Annotated in this window: 15 protein-coding genes; 8 read left to right on the forward strand and 7 right to left on the reverse strand. The window is 49.3% G+C overall.

The genetic code is table 11. The annotated features are described in order from the left end of the window. The first annotated feature begins 64 nt into the window (after positions 1-64). A complete protein-coding gene (locus tag VIM72_RS17285) occupies positions 65-2,413 on the forward strand; it encodes an ABC transporter permease (RefSeq protein ID WP_332004076.1) in 2,349 nt (782 codons plus the stop codon). 6 nt (positions 2,414-2,419) lie between these two features. Here VIM72_RS17285 and VIM72_RS17290 read toward each other — a convergent pair whose 3' ends face one another. The 4 genes from VIM72_RS17290 to VIM72_RS17305 all read right to left on the reverse strand — a co-directional run bounded on the left by VIM72_RS17290 (position 2,420) and on the right by VIM72_RS17305 (position 6,483). Further along, entirely contained in the window at positions 2,420-2,935 is a 516-nt protein-coding gene (locus VIM72_RS17290; protein WP_332004077.1) for a hypothetical protein, read from the reverse strand. 183 nt (positions 2,936-3,118) lie between these two features. Continuing rightward, positions 3,119-5,407 (reverse strand): ATP-binding protein, encoded by a 2,289-nt coding sequence (locus VIM72_RS17295; RefSeq protein ID WP_332004078.1) that lies wholly within the window; start codon positions 5,405-5,407, stop codon positions 3,119-3,121. Positions 5,408-5,515: 108 nt separating this feature from the next. Further along, a complete protein-coding gene (locus VIM72_RS17300) occupies positions 5,516-6,007 on the reverse strand; it encodes a DUF421 domain-containing protein (protein WP_332004079.1) in 492 nt (163 codons plus the stop codon). After that, positions 6,004-6,483 (reverse strand): inorganic diphosphatase, encoded by a 480-nt coding sequence (locus VIM72_RS17305; protein ID WP_332004080.1) that lies wholly within the window; start codon positions 6,481-6,483, stop codon positions 6,004-6,006. Before VIM72_RS17305 ends, VIM72_RS17300 begins: the two co-directional genes overlap by 4 nt. 123 nt (positions 6,484-6,606) lie before the next feature. On the opposite strand from VIM72_RS17305, the gene VIM72_RS17310 reads away from it, so the two are divergent. After that, positions 6,607-6,831 (forward strand): hypothetical protein, encoded by a 225-nt coding sequence (locus tag VIM72_RS17310; protein WP_332004081.1) that lies wholly within the window; start codon positions 6,607-6,609, stop codon positions 6,829-6,831. Between the two features lie 44 nt (positions 6,832-6,875). Here VIM72_RS17310 and VIM72_RS17315 read toward each other — a convergent pair whose 3' ends face one another. Together VIM72_RS17315 and VIM72_RS17320 are read right to left on the reverse strand one after the other, a co-directional pair. Beyond that, positions 6,876-8,012: a VCBS repeat-containing protein gene (locus VIM72_RS17315; protein WP_332004082.1), complete on the reverse strand. Its 1,137-nt coding sequence runs from the start codon at positions 8,010-8,012 to the stop codon at positions 6,876-6,878. A 191-nt stretch (positions 8,013-8,203) separates the two neighbouring features. Continuing rightward, positions 8,204-9,355 (reverse strand): HAMP domain-containing sensor histidine kinase, encoded by a 1,152-nt coding sequence (locus VIM72_RS17320; RefSeq protein WP_332004083.1) that lies wholly within the window; start codon positions 9,353-9,355, stop codon positions 8,204-8,206. 439 nt (positions 9,356-9,794) lie between these two features. Here VIM72_RS17320 and VIM72_RS17325 point away from each other — a divergent pair, with 439 nt between their 5' ends. Together VIM72_RS17325 and VIM72_RS17330 are read left to right on the forward strand one after the other, a co-directional pair. Continuing rightward, positions 9,795-10,361, forward strand: coding sequence for an AAA family ATPase (locus VIM72_RS17325; protein WP_332004084.1), 567 nt, complete (start codon positions 9,795-9,797; stop codon positions 10,359-10,361). A gap of 218 nt (positions 10,362-10,579) precedes the next feature. Then, complete coding sequence (locus VIM72_RS17330; RefSeq protein ID WP_332004085.1) at positions 10,580-12,115, forward strand: arylsulfatase; 1,536 nt, start codon at positions 10,580-10,582, stop codon at positions 12,113-12,115. Positions 12,116-12,287: 172 nt separating this feature from the next. Here VIM72_RS17330 and VIM72_RS17335 read toward each other — a convergent pair whose 3' ends face one another. Then, positions 12,288-13,331: a DUF3500 domain-containing protein gene (locus VIM72_RS17335; protein WP_332004086.1), complete on the reverse strand. Its 1,044-nt coding sequence runs from the start codon at positions 13,329-13,331 to the stop codon at positions 12,288-12,290. 134 nt (positions 13,332-13,465) lie between these two features. Here VIM72_RS17335 and VIM72_RS17340 point away from each other — a divergent pair, with 134 nt between their 5' ends. From VIM72_RS17340 to VIM72_RS17355, 4 genes are all read left to right on the forward strand, one after another. After that, positions 13,466-14,923 (forward strand): patatin-like phospholipase family protein, encoded by a 1,458-nt coding sequence (locus VIM72_RS17340; RefSeq protein WP_332004087.1) that lies wholly within the window; start codon positions 13,466-13,468, stop codon positions 14,921-14,923. A gap of 2 nt (positions 14,924-14,925) precedes the next feature. Beyond that, positions 14,926-15,603 (forward strand): hypothetical protein, encoded by a 678-nt coding sequence (locus tag VIM72_RS17345; protein WP_332004088.1) that lies wholly within the window; start codon positions 14,926-14,928, stop codon positions 15,601-15,603. Between the two features lie 47 nt (positions 15,604-15,650). Further along, positions 15,651-17,213 (forward strand): serine hydrolase, encoded by a 1,563-nt coding sequence (locus VIM72_RS17350; RefSeq protein WP_332004089.1) that lies wholly within the window; start codon positions 15,651-15,653, stop codon positions 17,211-17,213. A 95-nt stretch (positions 17,214-17,308) separates the two neighbouring features. Beyond that, positions 17,309-17,608 carry a DUF1905 domain-containing protein gene (locus VIM72_RS17355; protein ID WP_332004090.1) on the forward strand — a complete coding sequence of 100 codons (300 nt, stop codon included), beginning with the start codon at positions 17,309-17,311 and terminating at the stop codon, positions 17,606-17,608. Positions 17,609-17,621 lie beyond the last annotated feature (13 nt).

Genomic DNA, 17,621 nt, shown 5'->3' on the forward strand with positions numbered 1-17,621 from the left:
TCACATTGTAAATAAAACCACCCGTGCCCTGGTTATTTTTATATAGCTCCCAAAAACTATCGCTATGTTTAAAAATTACTGGAGGCACGGCTGGAGGAATCTCCTTAAAAACAAACGCTCCTCTCTTATTAATATAGGAGGTCTTTCCATTGGTTTAGCTACAGGTATTATTATCCTGTTATGGCTCCATGAAGAGTTCACCTATGATTCTTTCCATCAGCACAGGTCGGGTATTTATATGGTGATGAGCAACTCGTATCACGAGGGCCGGTGGTTTACCGGCGATGCTACTCCTGCCCCGCTGGCGGCAAAATTGAAACACGATTATCCCGAAATAAAATATGTTTCCCGCCAAACCTACAGCGGGCAGCAACTGCTCAGCACCGGGCAGAAAAGTATTTACCAGCAAAGCATGTACGTTGATCCCGATTACTTTAACATCTTCACCTTCCCGGCCGTTAGCGGCAACCCGGTAGCCGCCCTCCGGGATCCGGGCGCTATTATACTTTCGGAAAGCGCCGCGCATAGATTGTATGGCGATAAGGATCCCATTGGCAACATCCTCCGGCATAACAGCCAGCATGACCTCCGGGTGGCAGCAGTGATCCGCGATGCACCGTATAACAGTTCGGTTAAATTTGATGTAGTGCTCCCCTTCCGCCTTTATGAACTGGAGAACACCGACTGGATCGATCGATGGGATAATTACCGTATTGGTAACTACCTGCTGCTGCAACCCGGAAGTAACCTGGAAGCATTTAATAAAAAGCTGCGCACAGCGATGCAAACTACCGCAACAGATACGGCCAGTTACCTGTTCGCCTACCCGTTTACCGCACTGCGACTTCACAGCGGGTTTAAAAACGGCCAGCCCAGTGGGGGCCGCATAGAAATAATAATGCTGCTGGGCACTATCGGCTTCTTTATCCTGCTCATTGCCTGCATCAATTTCATGAACCTTTCCACCGCCCGTGCAGAACGGCGTGCACGCGAAGTAGGCGTAAGGAAAGCATTGGGCGCTTCCAGGGCCACGGTGATTTTCCAATTCCTTGTGGAAGCAATGATCATCACCTTTGGCGCGCTGCTACTGGCATTGCTGCTCGTAAAACTGGTGCTGCCAGGGCTGAACCGCATTTCCGGCAAAAGCCTGCACCTCAACTTCCTGCACCTGGAAATGTGGGGTGGGATATTCCTGCTTGTTTTATTCACCAGCCTGGTAGCCGGCAGCTATCCTGCATTTTTTCTCAGCAGTTTCCAACCGGTGAAAGTATTGAAAGGAGTAGTATCCACCCACCGGGGAAACGGCTTATTCCGTAAAAGCCTGGTAACCCTCCAGTTCATCATCTCCATCTTTCTCATCATTTCCACCATTGTTATTTACCGGCAGTTGCAGTATGGTGAAAACCGGTCGGTAGGTTATAACCAGGACAATCTCCTGGAAATACCGCTCCGCGGCGACATGGCCAACAAGTATCCCCTCCTGCAGGAAGACCTGCTGCGCATCCCGGAAGTGGCAGGCGTATCGGCCGGTACAGACGACCTGTTACATTTCAACGGCAGTACCGATGGGGTGAACTGGCCCGGGAAAACCGCTGATCAGAATTTCTCCATCAACATTACCTGGGTAAGGCATAACTGGGTAAAAACGGCAGGGCTGCAACTGGCCGCGGGCCGGGATTTCAGCGAAGACTATGGCAGTGATTCCCTGGGTTGTATTGTAAATGAAGCAGCGGTAAAGAAAATGGGGTTGAAGGAACCAGTGGTGGGTACCCTGCTTGGCTCCAACCCTATTATCGGGGTGGTAAAAGATTTTGTGGCGAATAATCCTTACCGGTCCCCGGCCCCGCTGGTGGTGTATATGGGCACGGGATCCATGAACCATATTTTTGTGCGGTTGCATAAAACAGAGCACCTGGAAAAAGCCCTGGCGAAAATAGAAGCGGTTGTTAAAAAGCACGGTCCTGAATTTCCTTTTGCATTCAGCTTTGTAAAAGATGCTTACCAGGAAATGTTTAACGGTATGCGCTCAGGTGGTTTTATGCTCAACTGGACCAGCGGTATTGCCATTCTCATTTCCTGCCTGGGCCTCTTTGGCTTATCGGCCTACCTGGCGGAACGACGCAGCAAAGAGATCGGCATCCGTAAAATTATGGGCGCTGGTGTGGGCAGGATCTGGCTGATGCTGGCAAAGGAATTCCTGAAACCCGTGTTCATTGCATTTGTGATTACGGTGCCGCTGGCCGTATTGGCCATGCAGCAGGCGCTGCGCGGTATCGACTACCGCATATCGCTGCAGTGGTGGATGTTTGCGGTAGCGGGTATACTTACAGCGCTCATTGCGTTACTCACCATCAGCTACCAGGGTACGAAAGCTGCAAGGGCGAATCCCGTAAAGGCATTGCAATCTGAGTAAAGCAGATCAGGAATGTGTGAGGAGGTGTTCCGGCGCTTCCAGCAGAGACTGGGTTTGCAGTAACATCTCCTTCATCTTCATTTTAAAGCGGGTAGCAGCAGAGGTTTCGTCTGGCACTACGGTTCCCTGCAGTTCGCTCCGGAAAAGCACCTGGAGGTTGCCTTTCAGCTTGTGCACATCGCTTTGCTTGGCCAGGCCGGCGGCAAAACCTGCTTCCCGGATTGCCTGTTGCTGATCGGCATCAAAAGAGGCGGCATACCAGATAACGGGCACCTGTACCAGGCGCTTTATCTTTCTCAGTTCCTTTAAAAACCGGGGCGTTTCATCTGAAGGTAACAGGCTGTCTAAAAAGATGTAGTCCGGGATGAGGTCGGGGTGCTTTTTGAAATAGTCCAGCGCTTTACTGGTGTTATCCTGCGCTATGCAGGCCTTGCTCACATTCAAAAGGTCCAGTGCAAGATAAAACTGGTTACGCCGGTCGCGGTCCGGATCAATTAATAAGCTGATTAATTTTTCTCTCATTGCAGGGCAGTTTAATGGCAGGATAAATCGGCAACAATTCGTACTATGAAAACAAACGAGGAAAAAGAAAAGTTGTAACTGTTGCAAAAGTACAGCAGGAAATGTTCCGGAAAAAATCAGCCGCCGGGATTCATCCGCTATTCTTCAGAAAACAAGCACAATTAACAAAAACACAACACTTCCTTACATAGGGAGCAATACTTTAAACATAGCTCCTTCATCAGGTATACCGGTGGCGTAGATGCCTCCCTTATGATTGAGGGCAATCTTATTGCACAGCGCCAGTCCTATACCGGTTCCTTCATAGGTACTGCGATCATTCAGGCGCTGGAAGATCTGGAAGATCTTTTCCGCATATACCTGGTCGAACCCAATGCCATTATCCGATACAATAATAGCGCAGTAGTTCAACGCACTATCGAGCCCGGGATACCCGGTTAATTCTTCCTGGCTCACGGGGGTTGCATAAATACGGATCAGCGGTTTTCTTGCGGGCGACACAAATTTGATAGCATTGCCGATGAGGTTATGAAACAGCTGGTTCATTTGCAGGGGGCTTACGGCGAGCCGGGGCAGCTCTTCTGCAGCAATGGTTACCTGGTGTTTATCAATCACCACTTCAAAATCTGTTAATACATTCTTCACGATCTCGTTGAGATCTGTTTCCACAAAAGGATCTTTTACATGAATGAGGCGCGAGTAGTCCAGCAGTTCGCTGATAAGCACGGACATACGTTTGGCGCTGTGCATCACTTTATCGAGATACATCCTGGAAGTATCCGAAAGGATATCTTTATTCACGTTATACAACATGCCGGCAAACGTGTGGATCTTACGGAGGGGCTCCTGTAAGTCGTGGCTGGTGACGTAGGCAAACTGTTCCAGTTCCCTGTTTGATTTTTCGAGATAGAAATTTGCTTCCACCAGTTCTTTGGTACGTTGTTCCACCATGGCTTCCAGGTGCACTGCCAGTTTCATGTACCGGGCTTCGCTTTCCTGCAGGGCCAGGAACATTTTCTTTTTCTCCGTAATATCCCGGGCTATTTTTGAAGCGCCGATTACATTTCCGTGTATGTCTTTTACGGGAGATATAGTAAGGGAGATGTCGATCAGTTGCCCGTCTTTTCGGCGACGTTTTGTTTCAAAATGTTCCACCCTGTTCCCGGCCTTGAGTTGTGCGATAATGCGGGGCTCTTCCTCGAGCCTGTCGTCAGGAATAATGCGTGTAATAGGCGTTCCCTCCATTTCACTGGCGGTATAGCCGAATAAACGCTCGGCGGCAGGGTTCCAGCTGGTAATGATGCCCTCCAGCGTTTTGCTGACAATGGCATCATTGGAGCTTTCAACAATGGCTGCCAGCCTGGAGCGATACATGTCTGCATTTCGCTGGGTAGTGGTTATATCTGCCATTATATTGATGGCTTCATCCTGTTTGTTCGGGCTGCCGGCGTAGCGCAGCTTTTCATGGCACATCCGGATCGTAGCGGCCATACCCGGCAGGTAGCCATGATAGGCTTTAAACTGTGGCGCCGCGCTATGTTCCACCTGTGCAGCCGGCAAATGTGCGTAGCCAGCCGGCAGAGATACTGTAAAAGTACTGCCTTGCCCCGGTACGCTGCTGATGTGCAGTTCACCGCCGTGTGCCAGTATGCCTTCATTTGCCACGGTTAATCCGTGGCGGTTACGCGGCGGATTCCGTAAAGCGGTGTGGATCTCAGACAGCAATACCGGTGTAATACCTATACCGGTATCTGCCACGGAAAGCATTACACGATTGCCCTCCTGGGCAAGCCTTACGGCCACGCCCCCCTGCAACGTATAGCTGAGGGCGTTAGTAAGCAACGACAATAGGATCTGTTCCCAGATGTCCCTGTCTATATATACATCCTCCGGAAGTGTATCCAGGTTAATCACCAGCGTTAATCCCACTTCGCGGATCACGGGGTCCAGTTGCTCCAGTAATACCCTGGTGAAGGCGGCGAGATCGGTTTTAACAAACGATGGCGCGTTGCCGTTATGCAGGGTAGCGCCCATGAACAAGAAGCCGGTATCGCCGGTATCATCCTGTACGGGGCTGCCATTGAAGCGGTAACTGCTACCATCCGGCTGCATCAGCTGCAGCTGCGGAATATTGGCTTCAGGGGAAATCATGGCGGCCGGCCATAAAGCGGGCCATACCATTACGGCAGGCTGGCCCATAGACAAAGGGTGCTGGCTGCCCAGCAATTCCCTGCATGCATCATTATATATAAGAATACTTTCGCTTCCCCAGCATAACAGCATGGGATGTGTGGAAGAGAGTAAGATCTGTATACAGGTCTTTAAGCTTTGCGACCACCGGTCTGCCTGCCCAAGGGGTGTAGCGGCCCAGTTAAAAGAACGGATCAGTTCACCTGTTTCTCCCCCCGGAGGGAAACCATTTAACGCGGCAGCCGGTTCACTCAATTTTGCCTTTGTCGGCGCATTCATCATGGTAGAAAATATAAAATCCTAAAATACTGGTTGATCCTTGCTAAAGGGATGCCATTAAAATTCCACAACCAACTATAAAAAGCGTGTAATAAAATGCACAGTCTTAACTTATTCCGGTTTCATTATGAAACTGATCCTCCCGTTCGTTTCCATGTATGCCTGCGCTACATCTGCCAGCGAACCCTTCAGGGTTTCGAGCCGGAGGCTCTCCATCAGATCGGATTTGCTCAGGCAGGCTTTGTTCATGTTTTCCCACTTAATTTCCCCTGCATCGTACAGCAGCAGGGGCTTTCCTTTCACCAGGCGATTGACGGTACTGCTTTTCAAAGAGATCCAGGCCAGGGCCTTATTAATGGCCACCATAACAGCAGCGGCAGCTACAGTTCCTTTAAACGGCGACGCGCCCACAATCACTCTTGCCAGCACTGCTCCCATTATAATTACAATAATCGTGTCGAAAGCAGACTTTTTACCAAAAATACGCATGCCGCCCAGCCGTATGAGGACCAGCGCAACAAAATACATGACTACGGCCCTTACAGACATCTGCAGAACATCCAGCTGATCGCCTTGTCCCCACAGCGTAGCCAGGGTATTCATTTTTCAGGGAATTTTATCTGTTCATAGGCAGGAGCTGCTTCTATATATCCTAACGGGGTAAACTGTTTTCCTTCCTGCTCATTATAAGAAATAAAGAAATGCTCTATTTCCCGGATAGTTTGGGAGGCCACCGCATCTACTCCTTTATATGCTTTTGATACTACCGGCACTGCAATGTAGCGGTCGTTCCGCACCGCGGTACCATCCCTTTCCTTTTGCTCGGCTTTGATAGCGCCCAGCAGGCGGCATTTGATCAGGCAGCCGGGAAAGCTTTTGAATTCTGAGATCACCATTACATCCAGCGGATCTCCGTCTGCTCCCCTGGTACCGAGGATAAAACCAAAATCGTAGGGGAACACCATACCGGCAGGCAATATTTTATTGAGTACAAAAAACCGGGACACCGGGTCATAATCATATTTTTCGCTACTCCCTTTAGGGGTTTCAATGACTACAGGTAACTCTTTAATGATCATACGCACATTTTGTTGGTCTTGTTAAATAGGATAAAGAGGTCTTAACTGCGAAGAAACAAAAAAAGGACCAACCGGCACACATAAGGCATAATGATTGTACCTCAAAAAATAAACTTTGTAACTATGGACAGCTTTAACATACAACTCAACAATCACGAAACGGGGGTTACGCGCCGCGATGAAGATGTATTTATTGTTCGTCTTCCTGAAAAAACAATTTACCTGGAAAAGCGGCAGGACAATGAAGGAGCCAATCACTGGTTTGAGCAGGGCAAGGATAATGAAACAACCCTCACTGCCAGCATAGGCGCCGCCATAGAAACCTGGCTGGCGAAAAATAATTCCTGACTTTATTAAAACGGATACTGCCTGCTTATCATGCAGGCAGTATGTTACTTGTTTCCTTTATTATAAAAGATATACAATCCATCTTTACCGGCTACTATCACATCTTTCCTGCCGGAGCCGGTAAGGTCGTGCATTACAAAATACAGCCCCGCTCCTTTTGACCCGTAGCTGATCACCTGTTTGGTAAAAGAGCTGCCGTTCCATTTAAAATAATAGATACCACAGGGATCATCAGAGCCGGGATCATGATCGTTGTGCGCGCGGTAACGTTTACCGGTTACCAGTTCCGGTTCCCCGTCTCCATCTATATCTTCCCACAGCATAGTATGGTATTGCGAATTGAAAGGATCGATGGCGTGTTTGATCCACTGCCGTTTGCCGGTGTTGGGATCTTTTTGCTGTTCGTACCAGTCGAGCCCGTAATCATGCCCCTGTCCTGCAACCAGATCGGGCAGCCCGTCTTTATTTACATCGGCTACTATCACCGGTACGCTGGCGGTGCCCAGGTTGAACTCCGGGTGAAAGGTCCAGGCGGCGCTGTAGGGCGAGGCGGGCGCTTCTACCCATCCTTCAGGCACTACCAGGTCAGTGTGGCCGTCGCCGTTAATATCCCCAAAGCCCAGCCCATGGCCCGATTTGCGGTCCAGTACTTTATGTGGGGTAAATGCGGCACTGCCTTTTGTATGATGATATACCACCAGCGGATCATTGGGCGTATTGGGAATGATTTCCGGTATGCCATCGCCATCCAGGTCCCAGGCGCGGGTGGTTTCAATATTGCCGGGAGTGGCTATCACATGCTCTTTCCACTCTGTATCATTACCGGGATTCTCTTTCCACACCAGCGTTTTTCCAAACCAGCCGCCGGTGATGTAATCCATACGGCCGTCGGCATTCACATCAAAAGGGATGGTGGAGAAGTCGTCCCAGTATTCGCCGAATTGTTTTACCGGGCCGATGTAATGCCGTTTAAAATAAGCCGGGCCTTCATACCAGTAAGCGCCGGAAACCAGGTCGGGCACCTTATCATTATTTACATCTATTACGGCTACTGATTCATAACTCTCTGCTGCGATCTGCCGTTTTTCAAACTTCAGGGGCGCCGGGCCTTTGGCCGGCTGGCCGGCTGTTGTTACCGCCAACAGCATTAAACCGGCAACAGGAACAAGGTGTTTTTTCATATTGAACAGTTAAAACGTGGAATGGAACAAGATAGTGAATACCTGCAATAAACTGTCCTGTAGCGTCCTGAAGGATCAGGAAAGATCCCAGATACCGGCGGCCCTTTCCAGTTCCACCAGTGCAGCTGCGTAGCGGATAATAGGGCGGTAAGCCGTGATAATAATGATGGAGGAAAAGAGCTCAGGCGGGATTAGTTGAAAGCGGCATCATCTTCCGGGGAGAAATCGCCTTTCATAAAATGCAACGTAAAACTGGTACCGTTTTCCGGCAGGCTTTTCACTTCAATGACGCCCCCGTTCTGTTCTGCAAACTCGCGGCAAAGTAACAGGCCAAGACCTGTACCGCGTTCCCCATCGGTACCATAACCGGGATGTTGATGGGAGGTGAACAAGGTGCTGAGCTGTTGTGCCGACATGCCCATGCCCTGATCGGTAATAGTGATCACTATTTCATCAGTTATTTCCACGATGAATGCTACATTGCCGCCGGGATAACTGAATTTAAGGGCATTGCTGAAAAGGTTGCGAAGGATCACCGACACCTGGTCGCGGTCCGCATACAAAGCGGCAGTTACCGGTACCTGCAGGTCTACGCGGATCTGTTTCTGCTGTATGACCCCTTCAAAAAAATGCAGTACTTCCGTTACTACCGGGGCCAGTAAAAAATCACGGGGCCGGGTTTGGATACCCTTCATACTGCGGGTGCTCCAGCGCAGCACATTATCGAGTGTAACGCCCAGCTGTGATACTTTTTTGTGCAGCATATGTGCCGCTTCTTCCATATCGTTGCGGGGGTATTGTCCCCTGCGGAACATATCCAGCAGGCTTTCCAGCGTAGCGAGCGGACTACGGATATCATGCGCTACTATGGAAAAAAGTTTTTCCTTATCCTTGTTCATCGATATCAGCGCCTGTTGCTGCTGTTCAATTTCCCGCTGATAGTCGGATTGGATATGCTTAAAAAAGCTGAGCGCCACTACAATAAACAGCAGTGACACCGCTACATTTGCCCAGATCCTTTCTACCGGTACCGGTGGGGCCAGGTACCAGGAGCGAGGCATAAATACGATGAGCATAAAAGCTGTGATCACCAGCAGGCTGAGAGATCCTACTATCCATTTATTATCATAGATGAGGATAACGATAAAAAGGATGTTCAGTAAAAAATATTCCGCGCCGTTGTGGAAATACACACCGGTAAAAGTATAGATCAGGATACTGGTGCAGATAAGCACCAACCTGGCGCTGAGATACATCCTGTATTTATGGAAAATGAGCACCAGTATGGAAATACTGGTAGTGACGGCATTCAGCGCCGCTAACACATACCGGCCCTGTATCATGTTTAAGACGCAATAAAAAAACATGAAAGGAATACAGGGTAATGAAAGTAAATTTAATAACTTTGTGCGCCTGGATTCTATGTAAGGCATAGCAGGATGTACGCCAACATTCACGATGTTGTTCCAGTGATATTCAACTGAACGGTATAGAAATTGCTTGACTCCCTGCGGCATAGATACCGCGAAGATACGCTATAACGCCTGTTGGCGGGTATTTTTTTTAACAGCCTCTCCCCTTAATTCTCCTCTTTTTTATTGTAGCGGGTTCGTCTGACTCAGGATTAACTGATTACATTGATTACGCTGATTAGATTTTGTTGGGATTTTAAAATGATCAGGGGAGATATAAGGAATTTTGTCTGACGCAGGAGTCCCTTGATCATGCTGATTATTCTTTTAATGCAGCCGGGAGTTCAGTTTTTAATTTTTAATTTATTTTATGAAGATGAATAAAATTACAGGAGATCGGTTTTTTATTGTTACGGGCGGCCCGGGCATGGGCAAAACCGCTGTTATAGCGGCGCTTGGGGAATTGGGATATATTACGGTACCGGAAACAGGCAGGGATATTATACGGCAGCAGGTGGCTGAAGGCGGGCAGGCGTTGCCGTGGGCAGACAGGGAAGCGTTTGCCCGGCTGATGTTTGAGCAGTCGCTCCGCGACTACCAAAGGCAGCCCTATGGAAATGGCCCGGTGTTTTTTGACAGGGGCATTGCCGATACCATAGGCTACCTGGAGCTTTGCGGGCTGCCTGTTCCAGAGGAAATGGAACGGGCAGCGGCTTTGTACCGGTTTAATCAAGTAGTGTTTATTACGCCGCCCTGGCTGTCCATTTATGAACAGGATAAAGAGCGTAAGCAATCTTTTGAAGAAGCCGTGCTTACTTATGAAAGCATGGTAAAAGTGTATAGCCGGCTGGAATACAGGTTGGTGCAGCTACCGCAGGCAACGGTGCAGGAAAGGGCGGCGTTTATGCTGGATACCATCTCCCGTTCCGGGAGCTAAGCAATGATAAAATGTGGTACCTGGATGTTCATAGCCAACGGAAGCTTTACACTGATTGTTGCGCTGGCCAATCCGCGCCGTAGGCGCCAACCCGGTGAAGCACCTGCATACCAGCTAAGGATATTATACACAACTTTCCACCCGAAAAAACTATATTTACCCGCATATTTACGGTATCCCCTCCACTACCAGGGGATTAAAAAGTGAACAATACCCGGATGAAAAAAATTACACTTATTCAAAAAATCGGTACCGGTTTGTTATGCGGCATGCTTTCGCTAACAGTATCTGCGCAGCAAAAACCTAATATCATTATTATTTATGCAGATGATCTTGGTTATGGCGATGTGAGCTGTTATGGTATGAAAAAGATCCGTACGCCTCACATTGACCAGCTGGCGCAGCAAGGCGTAAAGTTCAGCAATGCCTATGCTACCTCTGCTACGTGCACCCCTTCCCGTTTTGGCATTCTGACAGGTAAATATCCCTGGCGGCAGAAAAATACCGGCATCGCTCCGGGCGATGCCTCCCTGATCCTCCCTACGGATCACCGTACCCTTCCGGGTATGCTAAAAGATGCGGGATACCAGACGGCCGTTATCGGCAAATGGCACCTGGGCCTGGGTACCAGTGCGGGCATCGACTGGAATAAATCCATCAGTCCCGGCCCCCTGGAAGCAGGGTTTACCTATTCCTTTATTATGCCCGCCACATTGGATCGTGTGCCCTGCGTATTTGTGGAAAATCATCACGTGGTAAATGCAGATCCCAACGATCCTATTGAAGTGAACTACAAACATAAAATAGGTAATGACCCTACCGGCCTGGAAAACCCCGAAAAGCTGCGCATGCATCCCGATCCGCAGCAGGGCCATAACCAGACTATTGTAGACAGTATCAGCCGGATAGGCTGGATGAGCGGCGGCAACCGCGCCCGCTGGAAAGATGAAAACATTGCAGGCATCATCACCGGTAAAGCCATTCAGTTCATCAGCAAAAATAAACAGCAACCTTTCTTCCTCTATTTCGCCAGCGGCGATATTCATGTGCCCCGTTATCCCAACAGTATGTTCAGGGGTAAAAGCGGCATGGGCCTGAGAGGGGACGCTATTTTGCAGCTCGACTGGACCGTAGGGCAAATCGTGAAAGCGCTGGACAGCCTGGGGCTTACCAAAAACACGATGATCATTTTCTCCAGCGACAACGGCCCCGTACTTAACGACGGCTACCTCGACCAGGCTGTGGAACTGGTGGGCAACCACCATCCTGCCGGGCCTTTAAGAGGCGGTAAATACAGCGCCTTTGAAGCCGGCGCCCGGGTACCTTTCATCGTTAAATGGCCAGGAGGCGTAAAAGGCAAACAAACCTCCAATACGCTCATCAGCCAGGTGGATCTCTTTGCTTCCTTTGCAAAATTAACCGGGCAAACGATACAACCGGATGAAGCGCCTGACAGCTTTGATATGCTGCAGCAACTGCTGGGCAAATCCCGGCAAAACCGGCCCTACCTGGTAACGCATGCCGGTACCCTCGCTATTATTTCTGGCGACTGGAAATACATTTCCCCTTCCAAAGGCACTAAAATTGCCCGCGATGTGAATATAGAACTGGGCAACGACACAGCGCCGCAACTTTACCACCTCTCCACAGACGCCAACGAACAACACAACGTGGCGGCGCAGTATCCCGACAAAGTAAAAGCCCTGGCGGCGGAACTGGAAAGCGTGCGGAGTTTGTCTGACTCAGGATTATGATGATTATACTGATTAGTTTGACTTGATCATTTTGGATTTTTAAAGGATTTTGGGAGATATAAGCGGTTAATTTTACGGTATAATAAAGATTCGGGGAGATAAGGGCTTTCGCTCATATCTCCCCGAATCAAAAAAATCCAAAATGATCAAATCAAACTAATCAGTATAATCATCATAATCCTGAGTCAGACAAACTCCGCGCATGCGCGGCCTTGTAATGCTCCAGCAGCATATCGCCGCCGAAATCGTTTTTCAGGTCGCGCACGATGGTGTGAATGTGGTTGGCGTTATTCTGGGTGTTATCGTATTCAATGATGATGCCTGGCCCCTGGATGCGGTAATAGCAGGGATTGCCTATTGCATGCTCCGTACTACCGGCCCAGGTGAACCACAAATTATCCAGGCCATCCTTTTGAATATCCTTCAGCATCTTATCGGCAAACAGTTTGGTGAAGCGGTGCACGTACACACTGATAAGGCCGAGTAATAACTGCTGATGTGCTGCGCTCAGTTCCTTATAACGGATGCCTTCGGGATGCCCGATCATAGCATTTCTTTTATTGCCTGTTATAATTTCCGCAGGAGCCTTGGTGGTTACAAGCGCCTTCTGCAATTCCTCCGGCGATAAGGCATGCAGCAGCTCAAAAGCAAGCGTGGTTTCTTCTCTCAATACTTCTTTTCCTTTTTGCGGCCCATCCAGCACAATGGCCGGGTTAGCGCCGAGGAAAGCAGGCGTGCCTGCCACCAGTTCTTTTTTATCTGCCGAAAAATTAAAAGCTACATGATGCCCTTCAAACCGCCAGCCCCAGATAGTGTTTGCACCGGGCACCCCAAAGATGGTGAGGAAGTATTTCCCTGGATCACGGTAATGATCATCTGCGGCCCGGTGTTCCAGTTCCTTCAGCACCTGGTCCAGCTGCATGATATCATTTACCTTTTTTACTGTTGCTTCACTTAGCGCCGTGTTTAATAATGCCATGAGGGCCTTGCGTTGAGCGGCATCCAGCTCGTTGACAGAAATACCTTTACGATCGTCCCGGGGCACATAGGCAAAATGGTAGCGTTCACCGGTATCGAAAGGAAACAACGTTTGCGCCTGTTGCGTTTTGTTCAGCAGGCGGATAAACCGGTTGGCTTTTTCCGCCATCTCCTGTGCCCGGAGCGGAACGGCGAATGCGCAACAATAAATAACGAACAACAGGAACAGCCGGTGCATAAAGTAATATTGAATAACGTGGAAAATAATGACAGATAAATATAATCGATCAGTAACGATTCTGCAACCATAGCTGTGCTATAAAAGAATCAAAAAAAAGATTAATTTAGGGCATACCCCTTATACATGACATTATGCCTTCGAAAACGCCTGTTAAATTAACCGTATCTGATTTTATCAATAACCAGGAAGTGGTGAGCGAGCTTGCCGGTTTAAAAAAAACTTTTGATCCTGCCAGTGGTGGTAAACCGCTGATCGTATCCGATGTGCTGGATGCGGAAGGGCACCAGTATGTAAACCTGGTACAGAAGGGCGGCGGCGTATTTGGTATTGCCCTGGTGGGATATACGTATATCCTGGAAGAAATGGGCATCCGGTTCCTCCGACTGGCCGGTACCAGCGCGGGCGCCATTAATACGGCGCTGATCACGGTGATTAAAAACAAGTCCGATAAAAAATCGGCCGAAGTATTACAGGCCATCTGTGATCTCGATTTTTTTTCGCTGGTAGATGGTCATCCAGCAGCGCGCACACTGATTAAAAATTTCATCACCAAAAAAGATTATATCGATAAAGCCAAAAACAAACTGTTGCTGGTGCTGGCGGCATTTGCATTACTGATAGCCGGCGATGTGGTGCTGGTGGGCCTGAGCAAACAGTTCCCGGCTTTGTACGTGTGGACGGGCATCTGCTTTATTCTCAGCGGTTTTTTGTCGCTGGTAATTGGAGTGGGCGTTTCCTACGTGATCGATCTTTTTAAACGGCTGAAGAATTCAGGATATGGCATCAACCCCGGGGATGTTTTTTATGACTGGATCAAAAAGTTGTTGCAGGAGAACCAGGTAGTTACCGTGAGCGATCTGAACAGGAAAGCCGCGGTATGCCCACCGCTGCAGTTGCGCGTGCCTAATGAAAGCGGGCTGGAAGACCTGAAAGGGGATGTCACCTTTATTGCTTCTGAACTGGTGACCCAGAACAAGATCCAGTTCCCCGCCATGTGCTCTCTTTTCCGTACAGATATTGACAGCCTATCGCCCGCGGGGTTTATACGCGCATCTATGTCGATCCCCGTCTTTTTTGAGTCATATATGATCAATGATATCCCTTCGGATGACGACCGGATCAAGGCGGCCTGGAAACAATTCTTCGGGATCTCCCAGCCTCCTTCCACCGCGCGTTTTGTAGATGGCGGCATCCTCTCCAATTTCCCGATCAGTATTTTTTACAACAGTAACGTGCAGGTGCCGAGGTTACCTTCGTTTGGTATTGACCTGGACGACAGCAAACCGGCCGACAAACAGGAAAATGCCTTCAGCTGGTCGCTCACCGGGTATTTCGGGCGAATGTTCAACACCATCCGCAACTATTACGATAAGGATTTCCTGCTCAAAAATGAAGTATACCAGCGGGGCGTGGGAAAAGTGGACCTGTCGTCTGACCAGTACAACTGGCTGAACTTTTTCCTGTCGGATAAAGACAAGATCGACATGTTTGTGCTTGGCGCCAAAGCGGCATGCGAATTTCTCCGGAACTTCAACTGGGACACGTATAAGAACGACCGTACCGATCTGCAAATCCAACTCAAAAAATAACTATGGGACTCATTATTTCAAATGCCTGGTGTTGGTTATGTTTTTCCGTAGCACTGCTGCTGGTCACCGCTTTTATTATGCTGCGGCAGGCAAGGCAGTTTTATCTTTTTGATGTGGTGGTACGTAAATTCAGCATCATCGATTTACAATTCCCTGCTTCCTGTAAAGAGATCCCGGAGCTGATCAAAGGGATCTATGCATTGCCGGCTCCGCAGCAACTGCGCACGCTTTCCGCGCTCCGCGGGCAGCTGTGGGTGGATTTTCTTTTTATGCCGGCCCTGTATGGCAGCATCTTCCTGCTGTGTATACAGGTAGCAAATAAAATGACGCCTGCCGGCGAGATATTTTTTGAATGCCTGGCATGGCTCCAGTTGATCGCCTGGTTGTTTGACGCCATGGAAAACAGTTACCTGCTAGGCAAAATAAAGCCGGATGTAACGCCTTCCACCAAAGAAGTACACCGGGCCTACCAGCAGATGGTATTTGCCAAATGGATCCTTTTGCTCACCGGTATTGTATGCTCCTTTTCCGCCCTGTTGTTTTTCTGGGTATCGGGAAAATACGAAGTGCATTCACTGTATTACCTGCTGGTGCTGGTGGCTGAGCTGTTATTATTTGGCATTGCACAGGTGATAGCCAACCGGCGCAAAAGCGCGGACGATGCCACACTGGTAGTTTAACATCTAATTTAAATCATTCCACGTTTCACTTAAATTCCATGAACACAATGCAGTCCAGAAGACATTTTATTAAAACCGCCGGGATGGGCCTTGCCGGGATAGGCTTCCTTCCTGTACTGGGACCAGTAAAACAATTATGGGGTTCCTCTGCCGCGCCTTTTCCCCATGCCCTTCCTGAATCACAGGGCGTATCATCAAAGGGTATCCTTTCCTTTATTGAAGCCGCCAATGCTTCCGGTATCAGCTGGCATAGCTTCGTATTACTACGGCATGGGCATATTGTGGCAGAAGGCTGGTGGAATCCTTACGCGGCAGAGTTTACGCACTCGCTGTACTCCCTGTCGAAAAGCTTTACCAGCACGGCTATCGGGATGCTGGTAAAAGAAGGCAAGCTGGATATTCAAAGCCCTGTTATTTCGTTTTTTCCTAATGACCTTCCTGCCAATCCATCTCCCCACCTGCAAAAAATGACGGTGAAGCACCTGCTTACCATGAACACCGGTAACGGGGCTGATACGCTGCCGCCTATGTTTAAATCCACTAAAACATGGGTGCAAACATTCCTGGAACAACCGGTGGAATTTGAGCCTGGTACCCACTTCCTGTATAACACCGGCGCTACTTATATGCTGGGCGCCATCCTGCATGCAGTAACGGGGCAAACACTGGAGCAGTACCTGGCCCCGCGGTTATTTTCGCCGCTGGATATTACGGGATACGACTGGGAAACATCTCCGCAGGGATTGAACATGGCGGGTTTCGGGCTTCGTGTAAAAACAACGGACATTGCAAAACTGGGGCAACTGTATCTCCAGAAAGGAAAATGGAACGGGAAAACATTGCTTACTGAGAGCTGGGTAAAAGATGCCACCGGTTACCAGACCTCCTCCCAGGAAGGTAACGGCGACTGGGCCCAGGGATATGGTTACCAGTTCTGGCAATGCAGGCACGGCGCCTACCGCGGCGATGGCGCCTTTGGACAGTACTGCATAGTGATGCCGGAAAAAGATGCGGTGCTGGCGGTTACCAGTCAGACCCCCGACATGCAGAAATCCCTTGACATCATCTGGGAGCACCTGCTACCCGCGCTTCACGACGGCGCCTTACCGGCAGACCCGGTGCAGCAGGCGGCATTGAAAACAAGTCTGGGCAGTTTAGCCCTGCCCGTAGTAAAAGGCAGCAACCATAGAGATATGGCCGCCCGTTACCAGCGTAAAACCTGGACACTGGCACCCAATGATTTTAAGGCGGCTTCCATGCAGTTCGACTTCTCCCCTGCGGGCTGCACCTGGACCACACAAAGCGCAGACGGCACTACCAGCATCCGGCTGGGCTGGGAAAAATGGGTGCTGAACAAGGAACGTCAACGTTATAAATTCCCCGAGGTGGAATTAAACAAACAGCCCACTAAAGTAGCCGGTACCGCTACCTGGATCAATGACAATACTTTGCAGCTGAACCTGCGCTTTGTGGAAACCCTGCATGGCGACCAGGTACAATGCGTATTTGAGGGCGATAAATTAACGGTGAATTTCCTCGATAGCTTAACGGCGATGACGCCGGGCAAAGCGGATAGCCGGAAGGCGTTGAGCGGGATTATGAAGGGTTGAGCCTATTTGTCGCAAATCGCCCCCAAGAATGTCGTTTCAGCGTATCTTCTCTTAATACTGACTAACCTATCTTTATCTTACAAAATCCTAAAGATATGGCAACAGTAAAAGAAGCGCCTGCGAAAGGCAAGCTGAACAAGCAGTTTACCGCCACGCTGCAAAAAAGTGCTAATGCCGGTGGGTGGACGTATGTAATATGGCCGGATTCGGTTGCTTTTTTTGGTACCCGTGGACTGGTAAAAGTAAAGGGTACTATCGATCATCATCCCTTTCAAAGCTCTTTTATGGCTTTGGGAGATGGCACGCATAAGCTGCCGGTAAAAGTGGAGCTGAGGAAATTACTTGGGAAAGAAGCGGGAGATACTGTAACGGTGCACCTTACGGAGCGGGTTTGAGTAATCTTTGCCT

It is taken from the genome of Chitinophaga sp. (assembly GCF_036569185.1).
GTDB lineage: Bacteria > Bacteroidota > Bacteroidia > Chitinophagales > Chitinophagaceae > Chitinophaga.